A 21,431-nucleotide genomic window follows, 5' to 3' on the forward strand; every position below is an offset into this window, starting at 1 on the left:
ATGCCCGGCGTCTTCGCAGGGTCGCCATCTTGAGGTGTGTGCTTCCGGCCTAATATCAGGCCAATGAGCACCACCCACTTCGGCTTCGAAAAAGTCGACGAAAGCGAGAAAGCGCAACGTGTTCGCGGCGTCTTCGACTCCGTCGCCACGCGTTACGACCTCATGAACGACCTGATGTCGATGGGGCTGCATCGCGCCTGGAAGGCCTACGCCGTGATGGTGGCCAACGTGGGCGAAGGCTCGCGCGTGCTCGACATCGCGGGCGGCACCGGCGACCTCGCACTGGCTTTCTCCAAGAAGGTCGGCGCCAGCGGCCAGGTGGTGCACACCGACATCAACGAAGCCATGCTGCGCACTGGCCGCGACCGCCTGCTCGATGCCGGCGTCGCGCTGCCCACGCTGGTGTGCGACGCAGAAAAACTGCCATTCCCGAGCGACCACTTCGACGTGGTGACCGTCGCCTTCGGCCTGCGCAACATGACGCACAAGGACATTGCACTGAAGGAAATGAACCGCGTGCTCAAGCCGCGCGGCAAGCTCCTGGTGCTCGAGTTCTCGAAGGTGGCCAAGCCGCTCGCAAAGGCCTACGACTGGTATTCGTTCAATGTGCTGCCGCGCCTGGGCAAGCTGGTGGCGGGCGACGACGCCAGCTACCGCTACCTGGCCGAATCGATCCGGATGCATCCCGCGCAGGACGAGCTCAAGACCCTCATGAAAGAGGGCGGTTTCGGGCATGTGGACTATCACAACATGACGGGGGGCGTGGTCGCCCTTCATGTTGGAATCAAGTGTTGATGACGCGAATTCTTCGCTCTAAAGAGGAGACGACATGAAAAGTTTGAGTTCTTTGTTCCTGGCTTGCGTGCTGGCCCTGGTCAGCGTGCAGGCCGATGCAGCCCGCATCGGCGGCGGCAAATCGGTCGGTCGCCAATCGTCCAACGTGACGCAGCGTGAAGCCGCATCGCCCAGCGCGCCCGCGCAGCAAAACGCAACCAACGCAGCGCCGCGGCCCGCAACGCCGGCGCCCGCTGCCGCGGCACCCAAGCGCCCATGGGGTGCAATGCTCGGCGGCCTGGCCGCCGGCCTGGGCCTGGCCTGGCTCGCGAATTCGCTCGGCCTTGGCGCCGGCTTTGCCAACATCCTGCTGATCGGCCTGCTGGTCATGGCCGGCCTGTTTGTGTGGCGCATGTTCAAGGCGCGTTCGGCCGCCTCGTCGGGCGCCAACCGCCAGGGCGGCTTCGCCTTCCAGGGCGCGGGCAACCCGGCCAACGCCAGTGCGCCTGCGCAGTACAGCCCTGCCAACGTCGGCAACGACGCCTCGGCACGGCCGTGGGAGCGCAACGCAACCGCCTTTGACGCCTCGCCCGCGCACACCGACGAGCGGCATGGCAGCAGCCTTTCCGCGGCGGGTGCCGCGGCCGGCGGCAGCATGATCGGCTCGGCGCTCTCGGGCTCGCAGTCGTGGGGCATTCCGGTCGGCTTCGACGTGGACGGCTTCCTTGGCGCCGCCAAGCGCAACTTCGTCACGCTGCAAGACGCCTGGGACCGCGCCGACGTCGCCACGCTGCGCTCCATGATGACCGATAGCATGGTCGACGAGATCCGCACGCAGCTGGCCGACCGCGCCAGCCACACCGGCGGCGCTCCGAACAAGACCGAGGTGGTGATGCTGGACGCCAAGCTGCTCGGCATCGAGGAACTGGCCGATGCCTACATGGCCAGCGTGGAGTTCTCCGGCATGATCCGCGAGGACGACTCGGCCGGCCCGGGCCCGTTCCGCGAAGTCTGGAACATGACCAAGCCCGTCAGCGGCAACAGCGGCTGGCTGGTGGCAGGCGTGCAAGCGCTGCAGTAAGCGCATTCCGGCGGCCATGAGGCCGCTTACAGAACCGATAATGGGGACATGGCCACACCATCGTCCCCATTTTCTTTTCTCGACGACCTGTTCAATCGCATCGGCGAACGGCTGCAGCCACCCGCCTGGGCTGTGCACGAGATCCAGCATCGCGCGGTGCTGTTTCTCAATCATGTGCTGCAGCAGGAGCCCGAAGCCCAGCAGCGGCTGCTGCGGCAGCAGGGGCGGGTGGTGCGCTTCCAGTGGCGCTTCGTCACGATGGAGCTGGTGGCTACGCCCGCCGGCCTGCTCGACCTGGCGCCGCCAGGCTTGGTGCCTGAGCTCACGCTCACCGTCACGGATGAGTCCCCCCTCGACCTGGCGCGCGCCACGCTGCGTGGCGACAAGCCATCGGTGCAGATCATCGGCGACGTGCAGCTTGCGGCCGAGGTCAACTGGCTGGTCGACCATGTGCGTTGGGACGTCGAGGACGACCTCGCGCGCCTGATTGGCGACGTGCCGGCACACACCATCGCCAACGGCGCCCGCAAGGTGGCGGGCGCGCTGCGCCAGTTCGTCGGCGGCAAGCCCCCGCAAACCGGCGGTTCGGCAGCCGGCCCGGCGAGCACGGCCGAATGAGGCGCTTCTACCGCGGCTTCTTCATCGTCTGGGTCGCGCTGCGCTACGGCCTGGACGAACTCGTGCTCACGAGCTTCCAGAAACCCTGGTTGCGCGTGGTGGCGCGGGTCGTTTCCATCGGCCGCAACCTCGACGCGCCGCGCGGCCAGCGCCTGCGCGAGGCGCTCGAGCGGCTGGGCCCCATCTTCGTGAAGTTCGGCCAGGTGCTCTCCACCCGGCGCGACCTGCTGCCGCCCGACATTGCCGACGAGCTTGCCTTTCTGCAGGACCGCGTGCCGCCGTTCCCGTCGTCCGTGGCCATTGCCACCATCGAGCGGGCCTTCCGCCGACCGGTGGGCGATGTGTTCGTGCAGTTCGACGAGACGCCAATTGCCAGCGCGTCCATTGCCCAGGTCCACTTTGCGACCATCCGCACCAACCAGGGCGAGGTGCGGGAGGTGGCCGTCAAGGTGCTGCGTCCCAGCATGCGCGGCGTGATCGAGAAAGACCTTGCCCTCATGGCCATGATGGCCGGCTGGGTCGAGCGGCTATCGCCCGACGGCAAGCGCCTGAAGCCGCGCGAGGTGGTCGGCGAGTTCGACAAGTACCTGCACGACGAGCTCGACCTGGTGCGGGAAGCGGCCAATGCGGCCCAGTTGCGCCGCAACATGGCCGAACTCGACCTCGTGCTCATCCCCGAGATGTTCTGGGACTTCTGCCACCCCGAGGTGATCGTGATGGAGCGCATGAACGGCGTGCCCATTGCCCAGCTCGACCGTCTGCGCGCAGCCGGTGTCGACATTCCCAAGCTCGCTCGCGACGGCGTCACGATCTTCTTCACCCAGGTGTTCCGCGACGGCTTCTTTCACGCCGACATGCACCCGGGCAACATCCAGGTGAGCCTCGCGCCGGAGACCTTCGGGCGCTACATCTCGCTTGATTTCGGGATCATCGGCACGCTCACGGAGTCGGACAAGGAATACCTGGCGCAGAACTTCGTGGCCTTCTTCCGGCGCGACTACAAGCGCGTAGCCGAGCTGCACCTGGAAAGCGGCTGGGTGCCCGAAGGCACCCGCATCGACGAGCTGGAGGCGGCAATCCGCACCGTGTGCGAGCCGTATTTCGACCGGCCCTTGAAGGAAATCTCGCTCGGCATGGTGCTGATGCGGCTGTTCCAGACCTCGCGGCGCTTTCACGTCGAGATCCAGCCGCAACTGGTACTGCTGCAGAAGACCCTGCTCAACATCGAGGGCCTGGGCCGCCAGCTCGACCCGGAGCTCGACCTCTGGCACACCGCCAAGCCATTCCTCGAAAAGTGGATGGTCGATCAGATTGGCCCCAGGAAGCTGTTCCAGCAGCTCAAGGCCGAGGCGCCGCGCTACGCAAAACTGCTGCCGCAACTGCCGCGGCTGCTGCACGATTTCCTTGAAAATCGGCCGGCCGACAACCGCCGCGAGCTGCTCGAACTGCTGGCCGCGCAAAAGCGCACCAACCGGTTGCTGCAGACCATCATCTACGGTGGCATAGGATTTGTATTGGGATTGCTCGCCATGCAGTTGCTGGTGCGCGTGAAGTTGTTCTAGAGGAGAGTCCCCGTGTTGCTGACGCTGGTTGTCGTTTATCTGCTGGTCACCATTGCGATCGGCCTCTACGCCGCCAAGCGGGTGAAGAACACCACCGACTTCGCCATTGCGGGGCGGCACCTGCCGCTCTTCATGATCGTGACGACCACCTTCGCCACCTGGTTCGGCTCCGAAACGGTGCTCGGCATTCCGGCCAAGTTCATCGAAAGCGGGCTGAACGGCGTGGTCGAAGATCCGTTCGGCGCGGGCACCTGCCTCATCCTGGTCGGGCTGTTCTTCGCGGGCAAGCTCTACCGCATGACCCTGCTGACCATCAGCGACTACTACCGCGAGCGCTACGGCCGCGGCGTGGAGGTGGCCTGCTCGCTCATCATCATGCTGAGCTACCTGGGCTGGGTGTCGGCGCAGGTCACGGCGCTCGGGCTGGTGTTCAACGTGCTTTCCGCCGGCGCCATCAGCATTCCGGTGGGCATGGTGATCGGGGTGGTTTCCATCCTGGCCTACACCCTCTTCGGCGGCATGTGGTCGGTGGCGGTGACCGACTTCATCCAGATGATCATCCTCGTCGCGGGGCTTGCCATCATTGCGGTGTTCGCCGGCAACATGGCCGGCGGCGCCGACAAGGTGGTGGCCTTCGCGGTCAGCAAGGACCTCTTCAAGTTCTGGCCCGAGCCCAACTGGCACGACATGGTGTTCTTCCTTGCCGCGGCCATCACGATGATGCTCGGCTCCATTCCGCAGCAGGACGTGTTCCAGCGCGTCATGTCGGCCAACGGCGTCAAGGCCGCGACGCGCGGGCCGGTCATCGGCGGCGTGGCATACATCCTGTTCGCCTTCGTGCCGATGTTCCTGGTGGCCAGCGCGCTCCTGATCATGCCGGAGCAGACCGCCGCGCTGCTCAAGGACGATCCGCAGAAGGTGCTGCCGACCCTGGTGCTCGAGAAGATGCCGTTCGTGATGCAGGTGCTCTTCTTCGGCGCGCTGTTGTCGGCCATCAAGTCGACCGCCTCGGCCACGCTGCTGGCGCCGAGCGTTACCTTCACCGAGAACATCTGGCGCCAGTTCCGGCCCGCGGGCACCGACCGCCAGAACCTCATGACCATGCGCATCACGGTGCTGGTCTTCAGCGCGGCCGTGCTGGCCTATGCCATCCGCATGCAGGGCACGCCCATCTACGAACTGGTGTCGGGCGCCTACCAGGTGCCTCTGGTCGGCGCCTTCGTGCCGCTGGTGTGCGGGCTTTACTGGCGCCGCGCCACCACGCAGGGGGCGCTCGCTTCGATCCTGTTCGGCATCGGCACCTGGCTGCTGTTCCTGTCGATGCCCTGGGGCGCCGAGTTTCCGGCCCAACTGGCCGGCGTGCTCGCCTCGTTCGGCGGGATGGTGGCCGGATCGCTGGCGCCGCAGTGGGTGACCAACACCCGCACGCCGCACCGGATGCTCGCAGCCTAGGAACGCCCCCCGAAGCGCCTTTGGCGCCTCCCCCCACTGGGGGGCGCACCCGGCGGCCCGGCAGAGCCGGTTCCACGGGTGCACTGGCCGGGCCATGCGGGTTCATGCCTGCAGGGGCACCCTTATAATCGAGGGCTTTGCGAGCGGCCTCTGCTCGGTTTTTGCGCCGCTTTTTTACTCAATTCCATGCCCATTTACGCCTACAAGTGCAGCGCCTGCGGCTTTGCCAAGGACGCCCTGCAAAAAATGTCCGATGCGCCGCTCACGGTGTGTCCGGCATGCGGCGCGAGTGCCTTCGAAAAGCAGGTCACCGCCGCCGGTTTCCAGCTCAAGGGTTCCGGCTGGTACGTGACCGATTTCCGCGATGGCGGCGGCAAGAAGGCCGAAGCTGCCACCGCTGCACCCGCGACCAATGGCGACAGCGCTGCCGCGCCAGCCGCCAAGACCGCGGAGGCTTCCAGCCCCGCGCCTGCACCCGCCCCTGCCTCCAGCCCTGCGCCGGCGCCAGCTGCCGCGGCCAAGAGCGACTGACGAGCGACCGAGAACAACACACCATGCTCGCCCTGCGCAAATGGCTGTTTTCCGGCTTGCTGGTCATCGTTCCGCTGTTCATCACCCTGGCGGTGCTGAAGTGGATCATCGACACGCTGGACCAGACGCTCTGGGTGCTGCCGGTGGTCTGGCAGACATGGCTGCACGAAAACAACGTGCGCGGGCTCGGCGTGCTGCTCACGCTGGCCATCTTGCTGGGCGTGGGCGCCATTGCAAGCAACTTCGTGGGCAAACGCCTGCTCGGATGGGGCGATGCGGTGGTGCGGCGCATTCCGGTCGTGCGCTCGATCTACTCCAGCGTCAAGCAGGTGTCCGACACGCTGTTTTCCGAGAACGGCAACGCCTTTCGCACCGCGGTGCTGGTGCAGTGGCCCCGAGAGGGTGTGTGGACCATCGCCTTCGTGACCGGCGCGCCGGGTAGCGACGTGGTCGAGCACCTGGGCGGCGGCGACTACCTCAGCGTCTATGTACCCACAACGCCCAACCCGACGGGCGGTTATTTCGTGATGCTCAAGCGCAGCGATTGCATCGAACTCAAGATGAGCGTGGACGAAGCGCTCAAATACATCGTCTCGATGGGCGTGGTCGTTCCCGGCGGCCCCTCGACCCTCGCGAACAAGTAAGAAACGCGCCTTCGCGGCGCTGGAAATCAAGATATGGCCATGCGTACTCACTATTGCGGTCTTGTGACCGAAGCCCTGATGGGCCAAACCGTCACCCTGTGCGGCTGGGTCAACCGCCGCCGCGACCATGGCGGCGTGATCTTCGTCGACGTGCGCGACCGCGAAGGCTACGTGCAGGTGGTGTGCGACCCCGATCGCGCCTCCACCTTCGCTGTGGCCGAGAACCTGCGCAACGAGTTCTGCGTGCAGATCACCGGCCTGGTGCGCGCGCGCCCCGAGGGCACCACCAACGACCAGCTCAAGAGCGGCAAGATCGAAGTGCTGTGCCATGAGCTCAAGGTGCTCAACCCCTCGGTCACGCCCCCGTTCCTGCTGGACGACGACAACCTGTCGGAAACCACTCGCCTCACGCACCGCGTGCTCGACCTGCGCCGCCCGGCCATGCAGCGCAACATGATGCTGCGCTACAAGGTGACGATGGAAACGCGCAAGTTCCTCGACGCCAACGGCTTCATCGACATCGAGACGCCGATGCTCGGCAAGTCCACGCCCGAAGGCGCGCGCGACTACCTGGTGCCCAGCCGCGTGCACGACGGCAGCTTCTTTGCGCTGCCGCAGTCGCCCCAGCTCTTCAAGCAGCTCTTGATGGTGGCCGGCTACGACCGCTACTACCAGATCGTGAAGTGCTTCCGCGACGAAGACCTGCGCGCAGACCGCCAGCCCGAATTCACGCAGATCGACATCGAGACCTCGTTCCTCGCCGAAGAAGAAATCCGCGAGATGTTCGAGGGCATGATCCGCAACGTGTTCCGCAATGCCGCGGGCATCGACCTGCCGGTGTTCCCGACCATGACGTACGCGGACGCCATGTTCAAGTACGGCTCCGACAAGCCCGACCTGCGCGTGAAGCTCGAGTTCACCGAACTCACCGAGCTCATGAAGCGGGTCGAGTTCAAGGTGTTCTCCAACGCCGCCACCATGCAGGGCGGCCGTGTGGTTGCGCTGCGCGTGCCGGGCGGCGGAGCCGAAGGCGGCCTGTCGCGCGGCGAGATCGACGCGTACCAGGAGTTCGTCAAGATCTACGGCGCCAAGGGCTTGGCCTACATCAAGGTGAACGACGCAGCCGCCGGCCGCGAAGGTCTGCAGAGCCCGATCGTCAAGAACCTCGACGACGCCTCGCTGGCCGAGATCATCGCCCGGACGGGCGCCCGCAACGGCGACATCCTGTTCTTCGGCGCCGACAAGGAAAAGATCGTCAACGACGCCATCGGCGCGCTGCGCGTGAAGATCGGCCACAGCGCCTTCGGCAAGAAGGCCGGCCTGTTCGACGACCGCTGGGCGCCCCTGTGGGTGGTCGACTTCCCGATGTTCGAGTTTGACGAGGAAGGCCAGCGCTGGAGCGCCGTGCACCACCCGTTCACCGCGCCGAAGGACGGCCATGAAGACCTCATGGACACGGCCCCCGAGAAGTGCATTGCCAAGGCCTACGACATGGTGCTCAACGGCATCGAGATGGGCGGCGGCTCGGTGCGTATCCACCGCGAGGAAGTGCAGAGCAAGGTGTTCCGCGCGCTCAAGATCAGCGCCGAGGACGCCCAGCTCAAGTTCGGCTTCCTGCTCGACGCCCTGCAATACGGCGCCCCGCCGCATGGCGGCATCGCCATCGGCCTCGACCGCCTGGTCATGCTGATGACCGGTGCCGAGTCGATCCGCGACGTGATCGCCTTCCCCAAGACCCAGCGCGCGCAAGACCTGCTCACGCAGGCGCCGAGCCCGGTCGACGAGAAGCAGTTGCGCGAGCTGCACATCAAGCTGCGCAACACGCCCCAAACCGCCTGATGCGCCCATGACGACGAGCACCCGGCCCTGGAAGATTCCGGAGTCGGTGCTGGTCGTCATTCATACGCCGGCACTCGACGTGCTGCTGATCCGGCGTGCCGATGCCAATGACTTCTGGCAATCGGTCACTGGCAGCAAGGACTTGGCCGACGAGCCGCTCATGCTCACCGCAGCGCGCGAGGTGGCCGAGGAAACCGGCATCCAATGCGGCGAGGGCACGCCCCTGGCCGCGGGGCTGGTCGATTGGCAGCTGAGCAACGTCTACGAAATCTACCCAGGCTGGCGCGCACGCTATGAACCGGGCGTGACGCACAACACCGAACACCTGTTCGGCCTGTGCGTGCCCGAGCGCCTGGTGCCCACCCTGGCGCCGCGCGAGCACACCGACTGGAAATGGCTGCCCTACCGCGAGGCGGCTGACGCGTGCTTTTCTCCGTCGAATGCCGAAGCCATTCTGTTGCTGCCAGAATTTGCCCGATGAACCTGCCGGCACACACCCTTCGGGTCGCGACCTACAACATCCACAAGGGTGTGCAAGGCATCGGGCCGGCACGGCGGCTGGAGATCCACAACCTGGGCCATGCCATCGAGCAGCTCGACGCCGACATCGTCTGCCTGCAGGAGGTGCGAAAGATGAACCGGCAGGCTGCGCTTCGCTTCGAGCGCTGGCCAGAGCTTCCCCAGGCCGACTTCCTGGCGCCCGAGGGCTACACCGCGGTTTATGAAACCAATGCCATCACGCGCCACGGCGAGCACGGCAATGCCCTGCTGACCCGCTGGCCGGTGATCCGCACCGGCCATCAGGACATTTCCGACCACCGCTTCGAGCAGCGCGGGCTGCTGCATGTCGTCATCGAGGTGGAGGGCCGACCCGTGCATGCCATCGTCGTGCACCTGGGGCTCATCAAGGGCAGCCGCGTGCGGCAGGTTGCCCGGCTGCGGGAGTTCATCGAGCGCGAAGTGCCGGCCGGCGAGGCGGTGGTCGTTGCGGGCGACTTCAACGACTGGGGCGCGCGCATGCGCTACGCCATGAACGCCATGGGCCTGCGCGACACCAGCGACCTGCGCGGGTCGCGAACGCTCACCTATCCCTCGCGCCTGCCCGTGGCGCAGCTCGACTTCGTCTATGGGCGGCACCTGGAGCCGGTGGCCTGCTCGGTGCCGCGCGGGCCGATCTGGGCGCGAATGTCTGACCACCTGCCGCTGGTGGCCGATTTTGTGCTGGCATGAGGCGCGCTTTTGCTGGCTTCTCCCTGCCGGGCCTGCAAAATGCGTTCGCTGATACCATGCGCGGATGCTGAGGAAAACCGACGTGGAACCGCGCCCTGACGGAAACAACGACGACGAGGGCACCCCCGTCTCGGTGAAGATCCGCGAACGCCTGACTGCCGCGCGCAAGCGCTTCAACGCCAACGACAACATTGCCGAGTTCATCGAACCTGGCGAGCTCGAGTCGCTGCTCGACGAAGTCGAAGTGAAGATGAAGGGCGTGCTCGAAAGCCTGGTGATCGACCTCGAGAACGACCACAACACCGGCAACACAGCGCGCCGCGTGGCCAAGATGTACCTCAACGAAGTGTTCAGGGGCCGCTACGTGGCGCCGCCTTCGCTCACCGAGTTTCCCAATGCCGAGCACCTGAACGAGCTGATGATCGTCGGCCCGATCACCGTGCGCAGCGCCTGCTCGCACCACTTCTGCCCGATCATCGGCAAGCTGTGGATCGGCATCATGCCCAACGAGCACACCAACGTGATCGGCCTGTCGAAGTACGCGCGCCTTGCGGAATGGGTCATGGGCCGGCCCCAGATCCAGGAAGAGGCGGTGGTGCAGCTGGCCGACCTCATCCAGGAAAAAACCCAGCCTGACGGCCTGGCGCTCGTCATGGAAGCCGAGCACTTCTGCATGGCCTGGCGCGGCGTGAAGGAAATGGACAGCAAGATGATCAATTCCGTGATGCGCGGTGTGTTCCTGAAAGACCCGAGCCTGCGCCGCGAATTTCTTTCGCTGCTGCCGAGGAGGAGCTGAACATGCTGGTCCGACTTCTCTACGCCAGCCGCGCCGTCGATACCAGCCCCGAGGCCATCGACGCCATCCTCGCGCAATCGCGCACGCACAACCCGTCCTGCGGCATCACGGGCATTCTTTGCTACGGTGCCGGCACCTTCCTGCAGGCCATCGAAGGCGGGCGCATGGCCGTGAGCGAACTCTACGGCCACATCCAGCGCGATGCGCGCCACAAGGACGTGGTGCTGCTGCACTACGAAGAAATTTCCGAGCGCCGCTTCGGCGGCTGGACCATGGGGCAGGTCAACCTCTCCAAGCTCAACGCCTCGACGCTGCTCAAGTACTCGGAAAAGCCCGAGCTGAATCCGTATGCGGTGTCGGGCAAGGTCTCGCTGGCGCTGCTCGAGGAACTGATGGCCACCGCGGCCATCGTCGGCCGCCACTGAGGCCAGTGGTGCCCGCGCCAGGCACTCCGCGTTCTCCCGGCCTCGCATAACCCGGGGTGCCGCTCTCCGCCTTCGCATTGATCCTGCTTGCCGGGATCATTCACGCCAGCTGGAACATCGCCGCCAAAAAGGCGAACGGCGACGCACGCTTCGCGTTGCAAAGCGGCGTCTTGATGGCCGTTGTGTGGGCCCCCGTGGGCGTCACGCTGGGCTGGAGCGTGGTGCCGACCTGGGGCTTGAAGGAGTGGGGCTTCGTCGGGCTGAGCGGCGTGCTGCACGTCATCTACTACGTCATTCTGCTGCGCGGCTACCGCAAGTCCGATCTCACCGTGGTCTATCCGCTGGCGCGCGGTTCGGGACCGCTGCTGTCGTCGCTGGTCGCCATCCTGTTCCTTGGCGAGCGCATCAGCCTCGTCGGCGTCGCCGGCATTGCGGGCGTGGTGCTGGGCGTCTTCCTGGTGGCCGGCGGACCGGGCCTTTGGCGCAAGAAGCATGACCCGGCCCAGCGCGCGCGGGTTCACAAGGGCGTTCGCTACGGCATGCTGACGGGGGCCTTCATCGCGGCCTACACAGTGGCCGACAGCTATGCGGTGAAATTCCTGGCGATGTCCCCGATCCTGCTCGACTACTTCGGCAACCTGGTTCGCGTGGGCCTGCTGCTGCCCGCCGGGCTGCACGACCCCGCCGAAACGGCGCGGATGTGGCGCGCGCAGTGGAAGTACGCACTGCTGGTGGCGGTGATCAGCCCCGTTTCGTATGTGCTGGTGCTCTATGCGGTGCAGCAGGCGCCCATTTCCCATGTTGCGCCGGCGCGCGAAGTCTCGATGCTTTTCGCCGCGCTGATCGGCGGCCATCTGCTGCGCGAGGGCGATCGCCTGCTGCGGCTGCTGGGCGCAGCTTTCATTGCCGCCGGGGTGGTGGCACTCGCGCTAGGGTGAGATGAATTCGCCGCTGCTGTTCGGATGCGATTTTTCTTGCGCACCCACGTCGCGCAAGCCGATCGTCGTCGCCGCCGGACGCACCAGCGGGGCGGGCGAACTGGTGCTGACGGGCCTCCAGCGCTTCACCACGCTCGACGCCTGGGCCGAGTGGCTGCGCAGCGAGCCGGCGTGGATCGGCGGGTTCGATTTTCCGTTCGGCCTTCCGCGCGAACTGGTCGAGCACCTGCGGTGGCCGCTGGAATGGAATGCGCTCATGGCCCACTATGCAGGCCTGAGCCGCGCGGAGATTCGCGCCACCTTTGCCGCGTTCTGTGCGGCGCGCCCGGTCGGCGGCAAGTTTGCGCACCGCGCCACCGATGCGCCCGCCGGTTCGAGCACGTCGATGAAATGGGTCAACCCGCCGGTGGCTTTCATGCTCCATGCGGGCGTGCCGCCGCTCCTGGCTGCCGGCGCGAGCCTTCCGGGGCTGCACATCGGCAGCAACAAAGACCGTGTCGCGCTCGAGGCCTACCCCGGGCTGCTGGCCCGCGAGCTGATCGGCCGCCGCAGCTACAAGAGCGACGAGGCGGCCAAGCAAACGCCCGAGCGGCTGGCGGCGCGCACGAGCCTGCTCGCCGCGCTCGAGGCGGGCAACACGCGGCTGGGCCTGCGGGTGGCGCTCAGCAAGGCGCAACGCACCGAATTACTGGGCGATGCGCGCGGCGATCACATCGATGCGGTGCTTTGCCTTGTTCAGGCCGCGTGGAGCGCGCAACGCGTATCCGCGCCTGGGCCGGGTTTCGGCTTGCCGGAGAATTTCGATCCGATCGAGGGTTGGATCGTCACGGCCTGAGCCTTCTTGTCCTACAGGGTTTCGCGCCGGCCACGACTCCCGCGTCTTCGCCCTGAAAGCTAGATTGGGAAGGCGGTCCGGTCTCGTCCGGACCCCCTGCGCGCAACCCGCGCGCGTCACCCGCTCTTCAGAGCGAAACGGAGGATTCCAATGAAAAGAACTGTTCAGACCCTCGCCATGCCGTCGCCACGCACATGGCTCGCCGTGCTGCTGATGGCGGGCGCGGCACTGACGCTCGCCGCTTGCGACGCCTCGGACAACCGCACCGCGGGCGAGAAGCTCGACAGCGCCATTGCAAAGACCGAGAAGGCGGCGGAGACTGCCGCGGCCAAGACAGGCGAGGCCGTCAAGGACGCCAAGGCCAAGATCGATGCCTCCGGCACCACTGCCGAGGTGAAGGACGGCATGGCCAACATGACGGATGCCGCAAAGCGAGCCGGTACGGCCGCGAGCGCGACGGTGGACGATGCCGCCATTACCGCATCGGTCGCCGCGGGCCTGGCCAAAGACCCGGACCTGAGCGCGATCAAGATCGACGTGGACACAAAGGCCGGCGCCGTGAGCCTGAAGGGCCCCGCGCCCACCGCCGCCGCAAAGGCACGCGCCGAGGAAATCGCCAAGGGCGTGCAGGGCGTGACCTCGGTGAACAACCAGCTTGAAGTGAAGAGCTGAAAGCGCTCTGCCTCGTCCCAAACAAAAAAGCCCGGCTCGTCCGGGCTTTTTTTGTTGCGGAGCCCTCGCGAGGGCCCGTAAAGATCAGTGGCCGAGCCAGTCCTTGAGCTCGTCCGCGTGCTCTTCCTCGTCGGAAAGAATGTCTTCCAGCATGCGCCGGGTGGTCGGGTCCTTGTCACCGATCAGCGCGATCATCTGCCGGTACGTTTCCACCGCAATGCGCTCGGCCACGAGGTTGGCGCGCACCATCGCCTGCAGGTCGGTCGATTCGTCGTAGCCGGCGTGGCTGCGTTCGAGCAGGTGGGTGGGCGCAAAGTCGGGCTCGCCGCCCAGTTGCACGATGCGTTCCGCAATGCGGTCGGCGTGGGCCGACTCTTCGTTGGCGTGCACCAGGAATTCTTCTGCGATGGCAGGCGACGACACGCCGCTGGCAGTGAAATAGTGGCGCTTGTAGCGCAGCACGCACACCAGTTCGGTGGCCAGCGCATCGTTCAGCAGCTTCACGACATCGTCGCGCCAGGGGCCGTAGCTCGGCGTGACCGCGCCTTCGTCGAGGCTGTTGGCCGCCGCCTCGATGGCTTTTTCGTCGAGCACCAGGTGCTCGTGCCTTGCCGGGTTGGTACCCGGGGAGTTCGCATTCATGGAGGGTCCTTTCGTGGGCTGGTGTTTTTCTGATGCATCAACGTGTTGACGACGTCTGCCACATCGGATGTCTTGAGCACCGCCGCCAGCACCGCCGTGAACGAGAGCAGGCGCCATGGCTTGACCAGCACGATGGCGGCGCCCGTGGCGGCGGCAATGGCCATGAGCTTGGCTGGCTCCTTGCGCGCATAGTGCTCGAGCAAGGGGCGTGCGAGTTGGCCCACCGCATGGGCGGGGTGCCGGCGCCACCAGCGCTCGGTCATGCTGCGCGCCATCGACGTCCACCTATGGCGGCTGCTGCGAGGCGGCGCCTCTTGCTGCGCGCCGTCTGCGGCGTACATCTCCGGATGATCTTCCTGCGCCGCGTACCGCCTGCCGTAGCGGCTGTCGCGCGGCTCGTCGTCTTCGCCGTTCAGATGCCGCACGAGTGCACGGCGCGAAAGCGCAAGGCGCTCCTGCGGCGTGAGTGAACTGCGGTCAGTGCCGGTCATGGCGGGCTCCTGCTTCATGCAACGCCTGCAGGTCTGCGTCGACCTGGGCGCGAAGATCGTCGAACGCGTAGCCCGGGAACGGACGGCTTGCCACCCAGGCGCAAATGCCGGCAATCACCAGCGCAACGCCGGGCACCGCCACCAGCACCCAATGGAAGCTGCCATGCAGCACGCCCATCAACACCGCAACCCCGATGAGCCCGAGCGCCAGCATGGCGCTCGCGGCCGCGACCACGCCCGCAACAATGCGGGCGACGAGCCCGCGTCCCGCCTCGGAGGCCTCTTGCCTCACGAGAGCGGCGTAGTTGGCGGCGTGTTCGGCGATGAGTTCCGGATGCCCGAGCACCGTGGAAAAAATCGGATGAAGCATGGTGCGCGGAATCGGTGGAACGGGGCGTCAGCGGATCAGTATTCGTCCCGGCGGCTACGGCTGGCCAGCACGATGAGCGCGGTGATGGCTGCACCCGCTGCGGCGGCAATCAGCACCGAGCGCACGGGCTGGTCGGAGATGTAGCGGCCGGTGACGTCCGCTGCCTGCTCCAGGCGGCGCTGTGCGCGGGCGCTGGTGGTCGAGGCTGCGTCCAGGCCGCGCTGCACGGCCTGCTGCACGCGCGCTGCCAGCTGTTCGACCGCCGGTTCTGCGTCGCGGCGCAGCTCGCGGACCTTCTCGCCGGCCGCATTCACCGCGTTCTGTGCGTAGGCGCGGGTCGACTCGACAGCCTCGTTGGCGGTCTGGCGTGCGTCATCGGCGAGTTGCGAGGGAGTCTTGGTCGTCGTGTTCATGAGAATTTCCTTTCCGGGGAGATGAATTGCGGGAGCCTATTGATCGTAACTACGCTACTTGCGCCTGAGCAAGCCGGCCAGGAAACTGGCAATGGCAAGTACGGCGAAGATCACGAAAAGGATCTTTGCGATTCCTACCGCGCTGGCGGCAATGCCGCCGAAGCCGAACACAGCGGCAATCAGCGCAATGACCAGAAACACCACCGTGTAATGCAACATGTGGACTCCTTCGAGACTTCGCTCGTTGTTGTGGGACTGCGCGTTCAAAAGATGAAATGAACGGCACAGGAGCAACCTTAAGTGGCGCCCCTGCAAGGCCCTGTCAGCGGCTGGGCGCGGGGAACGTAGGAGACGACCGAGTTCCCCTTCGCGGGCAGGCCGTTCATGCGCACCTGCGGCCGCACCGGTCGCGCAACCGGCCGTGCCTCAGCGCGGCTTGACCACCGGCAACATCGCACTCAGGCGCGTGCCCCGGCCCGGCGTGGAAGAGATGGTGAGCTTGCCGCGTGCGGCTTCCACCCGGTGCCGCATGCCCGCGAGGCCATGCGTCGAAGGGTGGATGCGTTGCGGGTCGAAGCCCTTGCCGTTGTCGGCAACTTCCACGATCACGTGGTTCTCGTAGTTCTTCAGCACGATCGTCGCCTCGCTGGCTTCGGCGTACTTGCCGATGTTGGTGAGGCTCTCCTGCACCATGCGGTAGATGGTGAGCTGGCGCGACTCGTCCATGGTCACGGGCTCCAGCGCCATCTGCACCTGGATGCCCGAGCGCTCGGCGAATTCGCGCCCGAGGATTTCCAGCGACGCCACCAGCCCGAGGTTCGACAGCGACGACGGCCGGAGGTCCTCGATGATGCGGCGCTTCAGCGCAATGCCGCTGTTGAGCAGCTCGGTCAGGTGCTGCAGCCGCTGGGTGGCGTCCGGTGCCTCCAGCAGCCTCGACTTGAGGCGGGCGACGTCCAGCTTGGCCGCCGTCAGCAGCGAGCCGAGCTCGTCGTGCAGCTCGCGTGCGAGATAGCCGCGCTCGGTTTCACGCACGTCCTGCAGGTGGGTGGCCAGTTCGGCCAGCGAGGCCGTGCGTTCGCGCACCTCGTCTTCGAGTGCGTTGCGCTCGCGCTGAAGCGTTTCCTGCTGGCGCTCGCCGATGGAGCGCAATGCATGCGTCTGCCGCAGGTACAGGAAGAACGCGATGAGGGCGGCGAGCGCCACGATGGCGGTGCCGACTCGCGCAAGCCGCAGCGACTTCATCACCTGCACCTGGCTTTCCTGCAGGGTCTTGTTGCTGGCCGCCACCAGGTCGTGGGCACTCTTGCGGATGGCGTCCATTTCCTCGCGCCCCACGTCGGTGGTGATGACGAACTTCCAGGCATCCTCCTTGCCGTCCTGCCGCAGGCGCACGCTCATGTCCATTTCGGCTATCTTGCGCAGCACGTGCTTGGAGAGCTCCGCCAATTGGGTACGCTCTGCCGGCCGTTCGGCGTAAAGTTGGCGCAGTGTGGCAAGGTATCCATCGACCTGCTTGACGGCCATGTCGTAGGGTTGCCGGTAGCTGGTTTCGCCGGTCAGGAGGTAGCCTCGCTGTCCGGTTTCGGCATCGAGCATGCTCTGCAGGATCAGGTTGACCGTGGCGCGAACCCTTTGCGCCTCGTCGATGTTCGCCAGGGCCTGGGTCGACTGGCGGTAGCCGGCCTCGTTGATACCGACGAGGGCCAGCGCAGCCAGTGCCGCGAGCAGTAGGCTCACGGCCATTTTTGGAGGAGCTAGCCAGTGCATGAAACTTTCAAAGGTGCTTTCAGCACAAGTTCGTGAATAATTGATAACAACCAGGGGATCGGCATGTTGCGGCCTCCTGGGCCGCGACACAACGAAGAAAGTAACAGATGATCAAAATTGGAATTGTGGACGACCACGCTATCGTGCGTTCGGGCCTGCGGCAGTTCTTCTCCGAACACGTCGACTTGCGCGTGGCCGGCGAGGCTGCCAGCGGGCGCGAGGCCATCGAGCTGGTGCGCACCACCGAACTCGACGTGCTGGTGATGGACCTTTCGATGCCCGGGCAAAGCGGTATCGACGCGCTTGCCATGATCCGCGCCAAGGCGCCGGACGTGGGAATTCTCATCCTCAGCGGCTACCCCGAAGAGCACTACGCGATGAACCTCATCCGCCAGGGCGCGAGCGGGTATCTCAACAAGGAGTGCGATCCGATGGAGATCGTCAACGCGATCCGCACCATCTCGCTGGGCCGCCGCTACATCACCCCGGCCGTGGCGGAACTGCTCGCCCGCCAGCTCGACCGCAAGGACGACGCCGCGCCGCACGAGCAGCTCTCGGAGCGCGAATTCCAGGTGTTCCTGAAGCTTGCCAAGGGCGAGACCGCGGGCGACATCGCCAAGACGCTGTCGCTGTCGGTCAAGACCGTCAGCACCTACCGCACGCGCCTCATGGAGAAGATGAACCTGTCTTCCAACAGCGACCTCACGTACTACGCGCTGAAGAACAAGCTGATCGATTGAGAAAAGAACCGGCCGGCGGCTGAAGAAGGAGGCGAAGAGGTCCGGCGCGGCTTCTTCGGCCTCTTTTTCATTTTGTGCCGGTGGCGGGGCGATGAGCCACCGCCTCCAGGATGCAGAAGTCGACCAGCGCGTCGATCTCGTTTGACTTGTCGAACACAGCATCCACTCCGAATTCGGCGCAGCGCCGCCGGATGTCGGGCGTTGCGTAGTTGCTGAGCACCACCACCTTCTGGTTCGGCCGGCGCGACGTGCAGGCCTGGAGCACGCCCAGGCCGCTTCCCTGCTTGAGAAAAAGATCGACCACCGCAAGGTCCCACTCGTCGCTGTGGTCCTGCAGCCATTGGCGCGCGTGCGCTTCGGTTTCGGCAAAGCCGACGACCGTCGTGCAGGTGAGTTCTTCCAGGGTACCGATGAGGTTTTCACGGATCGTGAGGTTGTCTTCGACGATGTATGTCTGCAATCTGGTATCCATGCCGAACCGCGCTTCCTCTGTTGGCAGGTGTCTTCGCGACCGCCCCTGCTGGCGATTGCCTGCGCATCGAAGATTGAGGCGTCGCCGCCACGCATCATGCAGGGTTCGGAGGATGGGTGTTGTAGGCGGGTTCTGACGAGTCGGGCTCGCCGCGCCCTTCCGTAGGCAATGCCGCACGGTTTTTGCGGTTCATTGCCGACCCGGGCCGTCGAGGGGCAGGTATATCCAGACACCATGGCAACGAACGTCCTTCGCAACCGGCCACTCTGGCTCAAGCTGCTTGCGGCTTTCGTGCTGCTGTTGGCCGCGCTGGCGGTGGTGGTCGCGTTCTTTCCGTGGGACACATTGCGCGAGCCGATCAACCGCTACGTCAGCGAAAAAACCGGGCGCAAGTTCGAGATCACCCGGCGGCTCGATGTGGGCGTGGGCCTGCGCGGCGCCACCGTGAAGTTCGACGGCATTGAGTTTGCCAACCCTCCATGGGCCCGCGATCCCTACTTGGTGAAGGCCGAGCGCGCCGAGTTCGACATACGGCTGTGGCCTCTGCTCACGCAGAAGATCGTGATTCCGCGCCTGGCATTGTTCTCGCCGACGCTGGGGCTCCAGATGGAACCGGACGGGCGCCGCACATGGGCGCTCGGCAAGGACACCTCAGATCCCGGAACCGTGCCCGTCATCGGCCTGATGCAGGTCGACAACGGCACGATCGATTTCCTGGCCACGCACCTGGGCGTCGATCTGCACGCCGACGTGAGCTACGACACGGGCCGCGGCACGCTGCCGCTCAGCTACCGCATCAAGGGCCGCTACAAGGGCCAGCCGCTCACGGCCGAGGGGCGCACCGGCAACGTGCTGCAACTCAAGTCGGCCGGCCAGGAACCGTTTCCGATGGAGATCGATGCCGCGGCGGGGCAGACCCGCTTCAAGGCCGAAGGCACCGTGACCGACTTCGCCGATCTCGACGGCATCGACGCGAAGTTCGAACTCAAGGGCCAGACGCTCGGTGCCCTGTTTCCGCTGCTTGGCATCGCGCTGCCTGAGACCTCGCCCTATGCGCTGAGCGGCGACCTGCGCAAGCGCGCCAAGCTGTGGGAAGTGGCAGGGCTCAAGGGCAGGCTCGGCCTTTCGGACATTGCGGGCGACATGCGTTTCGACCAGGCCGGAAAGCTGCCGCGCCTCGCGGGCGAGTTGCGCTCGCGCCTGATGGACATGGACGACCTGGGCCCCCTCATCGGCTTGCCGCCCACTGAGCGCTCGGCCAAGGCGGTCGAAGGCGTGGCGCCGCCGCCCACCATCAAGCAGGCCAAGCGGGCGGCGGGCGACAAGGTGCTGCCCACCGCCACGCTCGACTTCGACCGCCTGCGCGCAATGAACGCCGACGTGAAGTACACGGCCGATCGCATCCGCAACGTGCGCGACGTGCCGCTCGACCGCGGCAGCGTGCAGGTCAAGCTGACCGAGGGCGTGCTCGCCCTCGACCCGCTCGACCTGGGCGTGGCCGGCGGCAAGCTGGTCGGCGCCATCCGCATCGACGCCACGCAGAACCCGGCGGACATTCGCGCCTCGCTCGACCTGCGCAACATGCAGCTCAACCGCGTGGTGCCGAAGATCGAGACCATGCGCAGCAGCTTCAGCCGGCTCGATGGCCGGATCAACCTTTCGGGGCGGGGCAACTCGGTGGCCAGCTGGCTCGGCGGCGCCTCGGGCGACGTGGCGGCCCTGACCGGACGGGGCCGCTTCAGCAATTTGCTGCTCGAGTTCATGGGCCTGGACGGCGCCGAGATCATCAAGTTCCTGCTGCGCGGCGACCAGAACGTCGAGCTGCGCTGCGCCGCGATGGCGTTCGACGTCAACAAGGGCCTCATGACCAGCCGCAGCGTGGTGCTCGACACGGCCGACACCGTTTTCTATGCCACCGGCCAAGCCAACCTGGCGACAGAGAAGCTCGACTTCGTGGTGCGGCCCGAGCCCAAGGACGCGAGCTTCCTCTCGCTGCGCACGCCGCTGGTCATCGGCGGCACGTTCGGTTCACCGTCCGGCGGGGTTCAGGTGGTTCCGCTGGCGGAGCGCGGCCTGGCCGCATTGGTGCTGGGCGCGCTCAATCCGCTGCTGGCGCTGGCGGCGACCATCGAGACCGGGCCGGGCGAAGATGCGGACTGCAAGGGCGTGCTGTCGCAGGCCAACAAGCCCGGCTCCGGCGCAGCCGCCGGAGCGGCCAAGGCGAAGGGCGCAAAGCAGCGCTGAGGCCGGGAAGAGACGAGGAGGGCGCCGAAGGAATGGGGCTGCCGTCAGGCGGTGCCCGCGCGATGCGCGCACACGCTGCAATGCGGGTCGCGCGCAATCTGCAGCGTGTCGAATGCCGTGCGGCGTCCGTCGAACATCAACAGCTTGCCCGCCAGCGAAGGACCGATGCCCGCGAGCAGCTTCAGCGCCTCGCTCGCCTGCAGCGTGCCGATGGTGCCCACCACGGGACCGAACACGCCGAGCACCGCGCAGAGCGTTTCCTCGAAGGCCGCGTCGGGCGGAAAAATGCACGCGTAGCAGGGAGACGCCTCGTCGCGCGTGTCGTAAACGCTCAACTGGCCGTCGAAACGGATGGCGGCGCCCGCCACCAGCGGCTTGCCGTGCGCCACGCAGGCGCGGTTCACCGCCTGCCGCGTCGCAAAGTTGTCGCAGCAGTCGATCACCACGTCCGCCGCCTCGACCAGGCGCGACAGCAGCGCCTCGTCGGCGCGTGCGGCGTGCGTTTCGATGGACATGCCGGGATTGATGTCGCGCATGGCCTGCGCGGCCGATTCGACCTTCAGGCTGCCCACCCGCGCATGGGTGTGGGCCACCTGGCGCTGGAGATTGGTGAGGTCGACCTCGTCGTCGTCCACCAGCGTGACGTGCCCGACACCGGCCGCGGCAAGGTACAGCGCCACCGGCGAGCCCAGGCCGCCCGCGCCGATGACCAGCGCGCGGCCGGCGCTCACGCGCGCCTGGCCGTCGATGCCGAATTCTTCGAGGAGGATATGGCGCGAATAGCGCAGCAGGTCGTCGTCATTCATGGTGGCTCACCCCGGCTTTTGTGCCAAACGAAAAAATACCGCGGCCCGGCAGCGCCGGTTCCGCGGTATTTCCGGATCTGAAAGCG

General features: G+C 66.1%; 25 protein-coding genes. 17 read left to right on the forward strand and 8 right to left on the reverse strand.

Annotated features, from left to right (window positions below; all coding sequences use genetic code 11):
• Positions 1-63 precede the first annotated feature (63 nt).
• The 15 genes from ubiE (at position 64) to V9K97_RS02815 (ending at position 13,397) form a co-directional block, all read left to right on the forward strand.
• Complete coding sequence (gene ubiE, locus V9K97_RS02745; protein ID WP_337316065.1) at positions 64-795, forward strand: bifunctional demethylmenaquinone methyltransferase/2-methoxy-6-polyprenyl-1,4-benzoquinol methylase UbiE; 732 nt, start codon at positions 64-66, stop codon at positions 793-795.
• Between the two features lie 34 nt (positions 796-829).
• The gene (locus tag V9K97_RS02750) at positions 830-1,855 is read left to right on the forward strand and encodes a Tim44 domain-containing protein (protein ID WP_337316066.1); all 1,026 of its coding nucleotides are present in this window, start codon (positions 830-832) and stop codon (positions 1,853-1,855) included.
• A gap of 48 nt (positions 1,856-1,903) precedes the next feature.
• The gene (locus V9K97_RS02755) at positions 1,904-2,473 is read left to right on the forward strand and encodes a ubiquinone biosynthesis accessory factor UbiJ (protein WP_337316068.1); all 570 of its coding nucleotides are present in this window, start codon (positions 1,904-1,906) and stop codon (positions 2,471-2,473) included.
• Positions 2,470-4,035: a ubiquinone biosynthesis regulatory protein kinase UbiB gene (gene ubiB, locus V9K97_RS02760; protein WP_258502063.1), complete on the forward strand. Its 1,566-nt coding sequence runs from the start codon at positions 2,470-2,472 to the stop codon at positions 4,033-4,035. Before V9K97_RS02755 ends, ubiB begins: the two co-directional genes overlap by 4 nt.
• A gap of 12 nt (positions 4,036-4,047) precedes the next feature.
• Positions 4,048-5,487 carry a sodium:solute symporter family protein gene (locus tag V9K97_RS02765; RefSeq protein WP_337316070.1) on the forward strand — a complete coding sequence of 480 codons (1,440 nt, stop codon included), beginning with the start codon at positions 4,048-4,050 and terminating at the stop codon, positions 5,485-5,487.
• A 186-nt stretch (positions 5,488-5,673) separates the two neighbouring features.
• A complete protein-coding gene (locus V9K97_RS02770; RefSeq protein WP_337316072.1) occupies positions 5,674-6,018 on the forward strand; it encodes an FmdB family zinc ribbon protein in 345 nt (114 codons plus the stop codon).
• A gap of 23 nt (positions 6,019-6,041) precedes the next feature.
• Positions 6,042-6,662: a DUF502 domain-containing protein gene (locus V9K97_RS02775; protein ID WP_258502061.1), complete on the forward strand. Its 621-nt coding sequence runs from the start codon at positions 6,042-6,044 to the stop codon at positions 6,660-6,662.
• A gap of 33 nt (positions 6,663-6,695) precedes the next feature.
• Positions 6,696-8,501 carry an aspartate--tRNA ligase gene (gene aspS / locus V9K97_RS02780; protein WP_258502059.1) on the forward strand — a complete coding sequence of 602 codons (1,806 nt, stop codon included), beginning with the start codon at positions 6,696-6,698 and terminating at the stop codon, positions 8,499-8,501.
• Between the two features lie 7 nt (positions 8,502-8,508).
• A complete protein-coding gene (nudB, locus tag V9K97_RS02785; RefSeq protein WP_258502058.1) occupies positions 8,509-8,982 on the forward strand; it encodes a dihydroneopterin triphosphate diphosphatase in 474 nt (157 codons plus the stop codon).
• Positions 8,979-9,731: an endonuclease/exonuclease/phosphatase family protein gene (locus tag V9K97_RS02790; protein ID WP_258502056.1), complete on the forward strand. Its 753-nt coding sequence runs from the start codon at positions 8,979-8,981 to the stop codon at positions 9,729-9,731. The genes nudB and V9K97_RS02790 overlap by 4 nt, the downstream gene beginning before the upstream one ends.
• A 64-nt stretch (positions 9,732-9,795) precedes the next feature.
• On the forward strand, positions 9,796-10,527 hold the full coding sequence (gene folE / locus V9K97_RS02795; RefSeq protein WP_258502055.1) for a GTP cyclohydrolase I: 732 nt from the start codon (positions 9,796-9,798) through the stop codon (positions 10,525-10,527).
• A 2-nt stretch (positions 10,528-10,529) separates the two neighbouring features.
• Positions 10,530-10,952, forward strand: a complete 423-nt coding sequence (locus tag V9K97_RS02800; protein WP_126748385.1) for a BLUF domain-containing protein — start codon at positions 10,530-10,532, stop codon at positions 10,950-10,952.
• Between the two features lie 56 nt (positions 10,953-11,008).
• On the forward strand, positions 11,009-11,890 hold the full coding sequence (locus tag V9K97_RS02805; RefSeq protein WP_337316074.1) for a DMT family transporter: 882 nt from the start codon (positions 11,009-11,011) through the stop codon (positions 11,888-11,890).
• Between the two features lies 1 nt (position 11,891).
• A complete protein-coding gene (locus V9K97_RS02810) occupies positions 11,892-12,725 on the forward strand; it encodes a DUF429 domain-containing protein (protein WP_337316076.1) in 834 nt (277 codons plus the stop codon).
• 150 nt (positions 12,726-12,875) lie between these two features.
• A complete protein-coding gene (locus V9K97_RS02815; protein ID WP_337297169.1) occupies positions 12,876-13,397 on the forward strand; it encodes a BON domain-containing protein in 522 nt (173 codons plus the stop codon).
• 84 nt (positions 13,398-13,481) lie between these two features.
• On the opposite strand, the gene V9K97_RS02820 is transcribed toward V9K97_RS02815, so the two are convergent.
• From V9K97_RS02820 to V9K97_RS02845, 6 genes are all read right to left on the reverse strand, one after another.
• On the reverse strand, positions 13,482-14,039 hold the full coding sequence (locus tag V9K97_RS02820) for a ferritin-like domain-containing protein (RefSeq protein WP_258502051.1): 558 nt from the start codon (positions 14,037-14,039) through the stop codon (positions 13,482-13,484).
• On the reverse strand, positions 14,036-14,530 hold the full coding sequence (locus tag V9K97_RS02825) for a hypothetical protein (protein ID WP_337316078.1): 495 nt from the start codon (positions 14,528-14,530) through the stop codon (positions 14,036-14,038). The genes V9K97_RS02820 and V9K97_RS02825 overlap by 4 nt, the downstream gene beginning before the upstream one ends.
• Entirely contained in the window at positions 14,517-14,900 is a 384-nt protein-coding gene (locus tag V9K97_RS02830) for a phage holin family protein (RefSeq protein WP_258502049.1), read from the reverse strand. Before V9K97_RS02830 ends, V9K97_RS02825 begins: the two co-directional genes overlap by 14 nt.
• A 35-nt stretch (positions 14,901-14,935) precedes the next feature.
• Positions 14,936-15,313 (reverse strand): hypothetical protein, encoded by a 378-nt coding sequence (locus tag V9K97_RS02835; protein WP_258502042.1) that lies wholly within the window; start codon positions 15,311-15,313, stop codon positions 14,936-14,938.
• A gap of 54 nt (positions 15,314-15,367) precedes the next feature.
• Positions 15,368-15,532, reverse strand: a complete 165-nt coding sequence (locus tag V9K97_RS02840) for a DUF1328 domain-containing protein (protein ID WP_157615369.1) — start codon at positions 15,530-15,532, stop codon at positions 15,368-15,370.
• Between the two features lie 207 nt (positions 15,533-15,739).
• Positions 15,740-17,059: a CHASE3 domain-containing protein gene (locus V9K97_RS02845; RefSeq protein WP_337316080.1), complete on the reverse strand. Its 1,320-nt coding sequence runs from the start codon at positions 17,057-17,059 to the stop codon at positions 15,740-15,742.
• 131 nt (positions 17,060-17,190) lie between these two features.
• On the opposite strand from V9K97_RS02845, the gene V9K97_RS02850 reads away from it, so the two are divergent.
• On the forward strand, positions 17,191-17,823 hold the full coding sequence (locus V9K97_RS02850; protein ID WP_015866882.1) for a response regulator: 633 nt from the start codon (positions 17,191-17,193) through the stop codon (positions 17,821-17,823).
• Between the two features lie 67 nt (positions 17,824-17,890).
• Here V9K97_RS02850 and V9K97_RS02855 read toward each other — a convergent pair whose 3' ends face one another.
• Positions 17,891-18,295 (reverse strand): response regulator, encoded by a 405-nt coding sequence (locus V9K97_RS02855; RefSeq protein WP_258502037.1) that lies wholly within the window; start codon positions 18,293-18,295, stop codon positions 17,891-17,893.
• A gap of 234 nt (positions 18,296-18,529) precedes the next feature.
• Between V9K97_RS02855 and V9K97_RS02860 the strand changes: the two genes are divergently transcribed.
• Positions 18,530-20,539, forward strand: a complete 2,010-nt coding sequence (locus V9K97_RS02860; protein WP_337316081.1) for an AsmA family protein — start codon at positions 18,530-18,532, stop codon at positions 20,537-20,539.
• Between the two features lie 44 nt (positions 20,540-20,583).
• Here V9K97_RS02860 and V9K97_RS02865 read toward each other — a convergent pair whose 3' ends face one another.
• Positions 20,584-21,345, reverse strand: coding sequence for a HesA/MoeB/ThiF family protein (locus V9K97_RS02865; RefSeq protein WP_258502034.1), 762 nt, complete (start codon positions 21,343-21,345; stop codon positions 20,584-20,586).
• Between the last annotated feature and the right edge of the window lie 86 nt (positions 21,346-21,431).

This window comes from Variovorax sp. CCNWLW186 (genome assembly GCF_037203865.1).
Lineage (GTDB): Bacteria > Pseudomonadota > Gammaproteobacteria > Burkholderiales > Burkholderiaceae_C > Variovorax.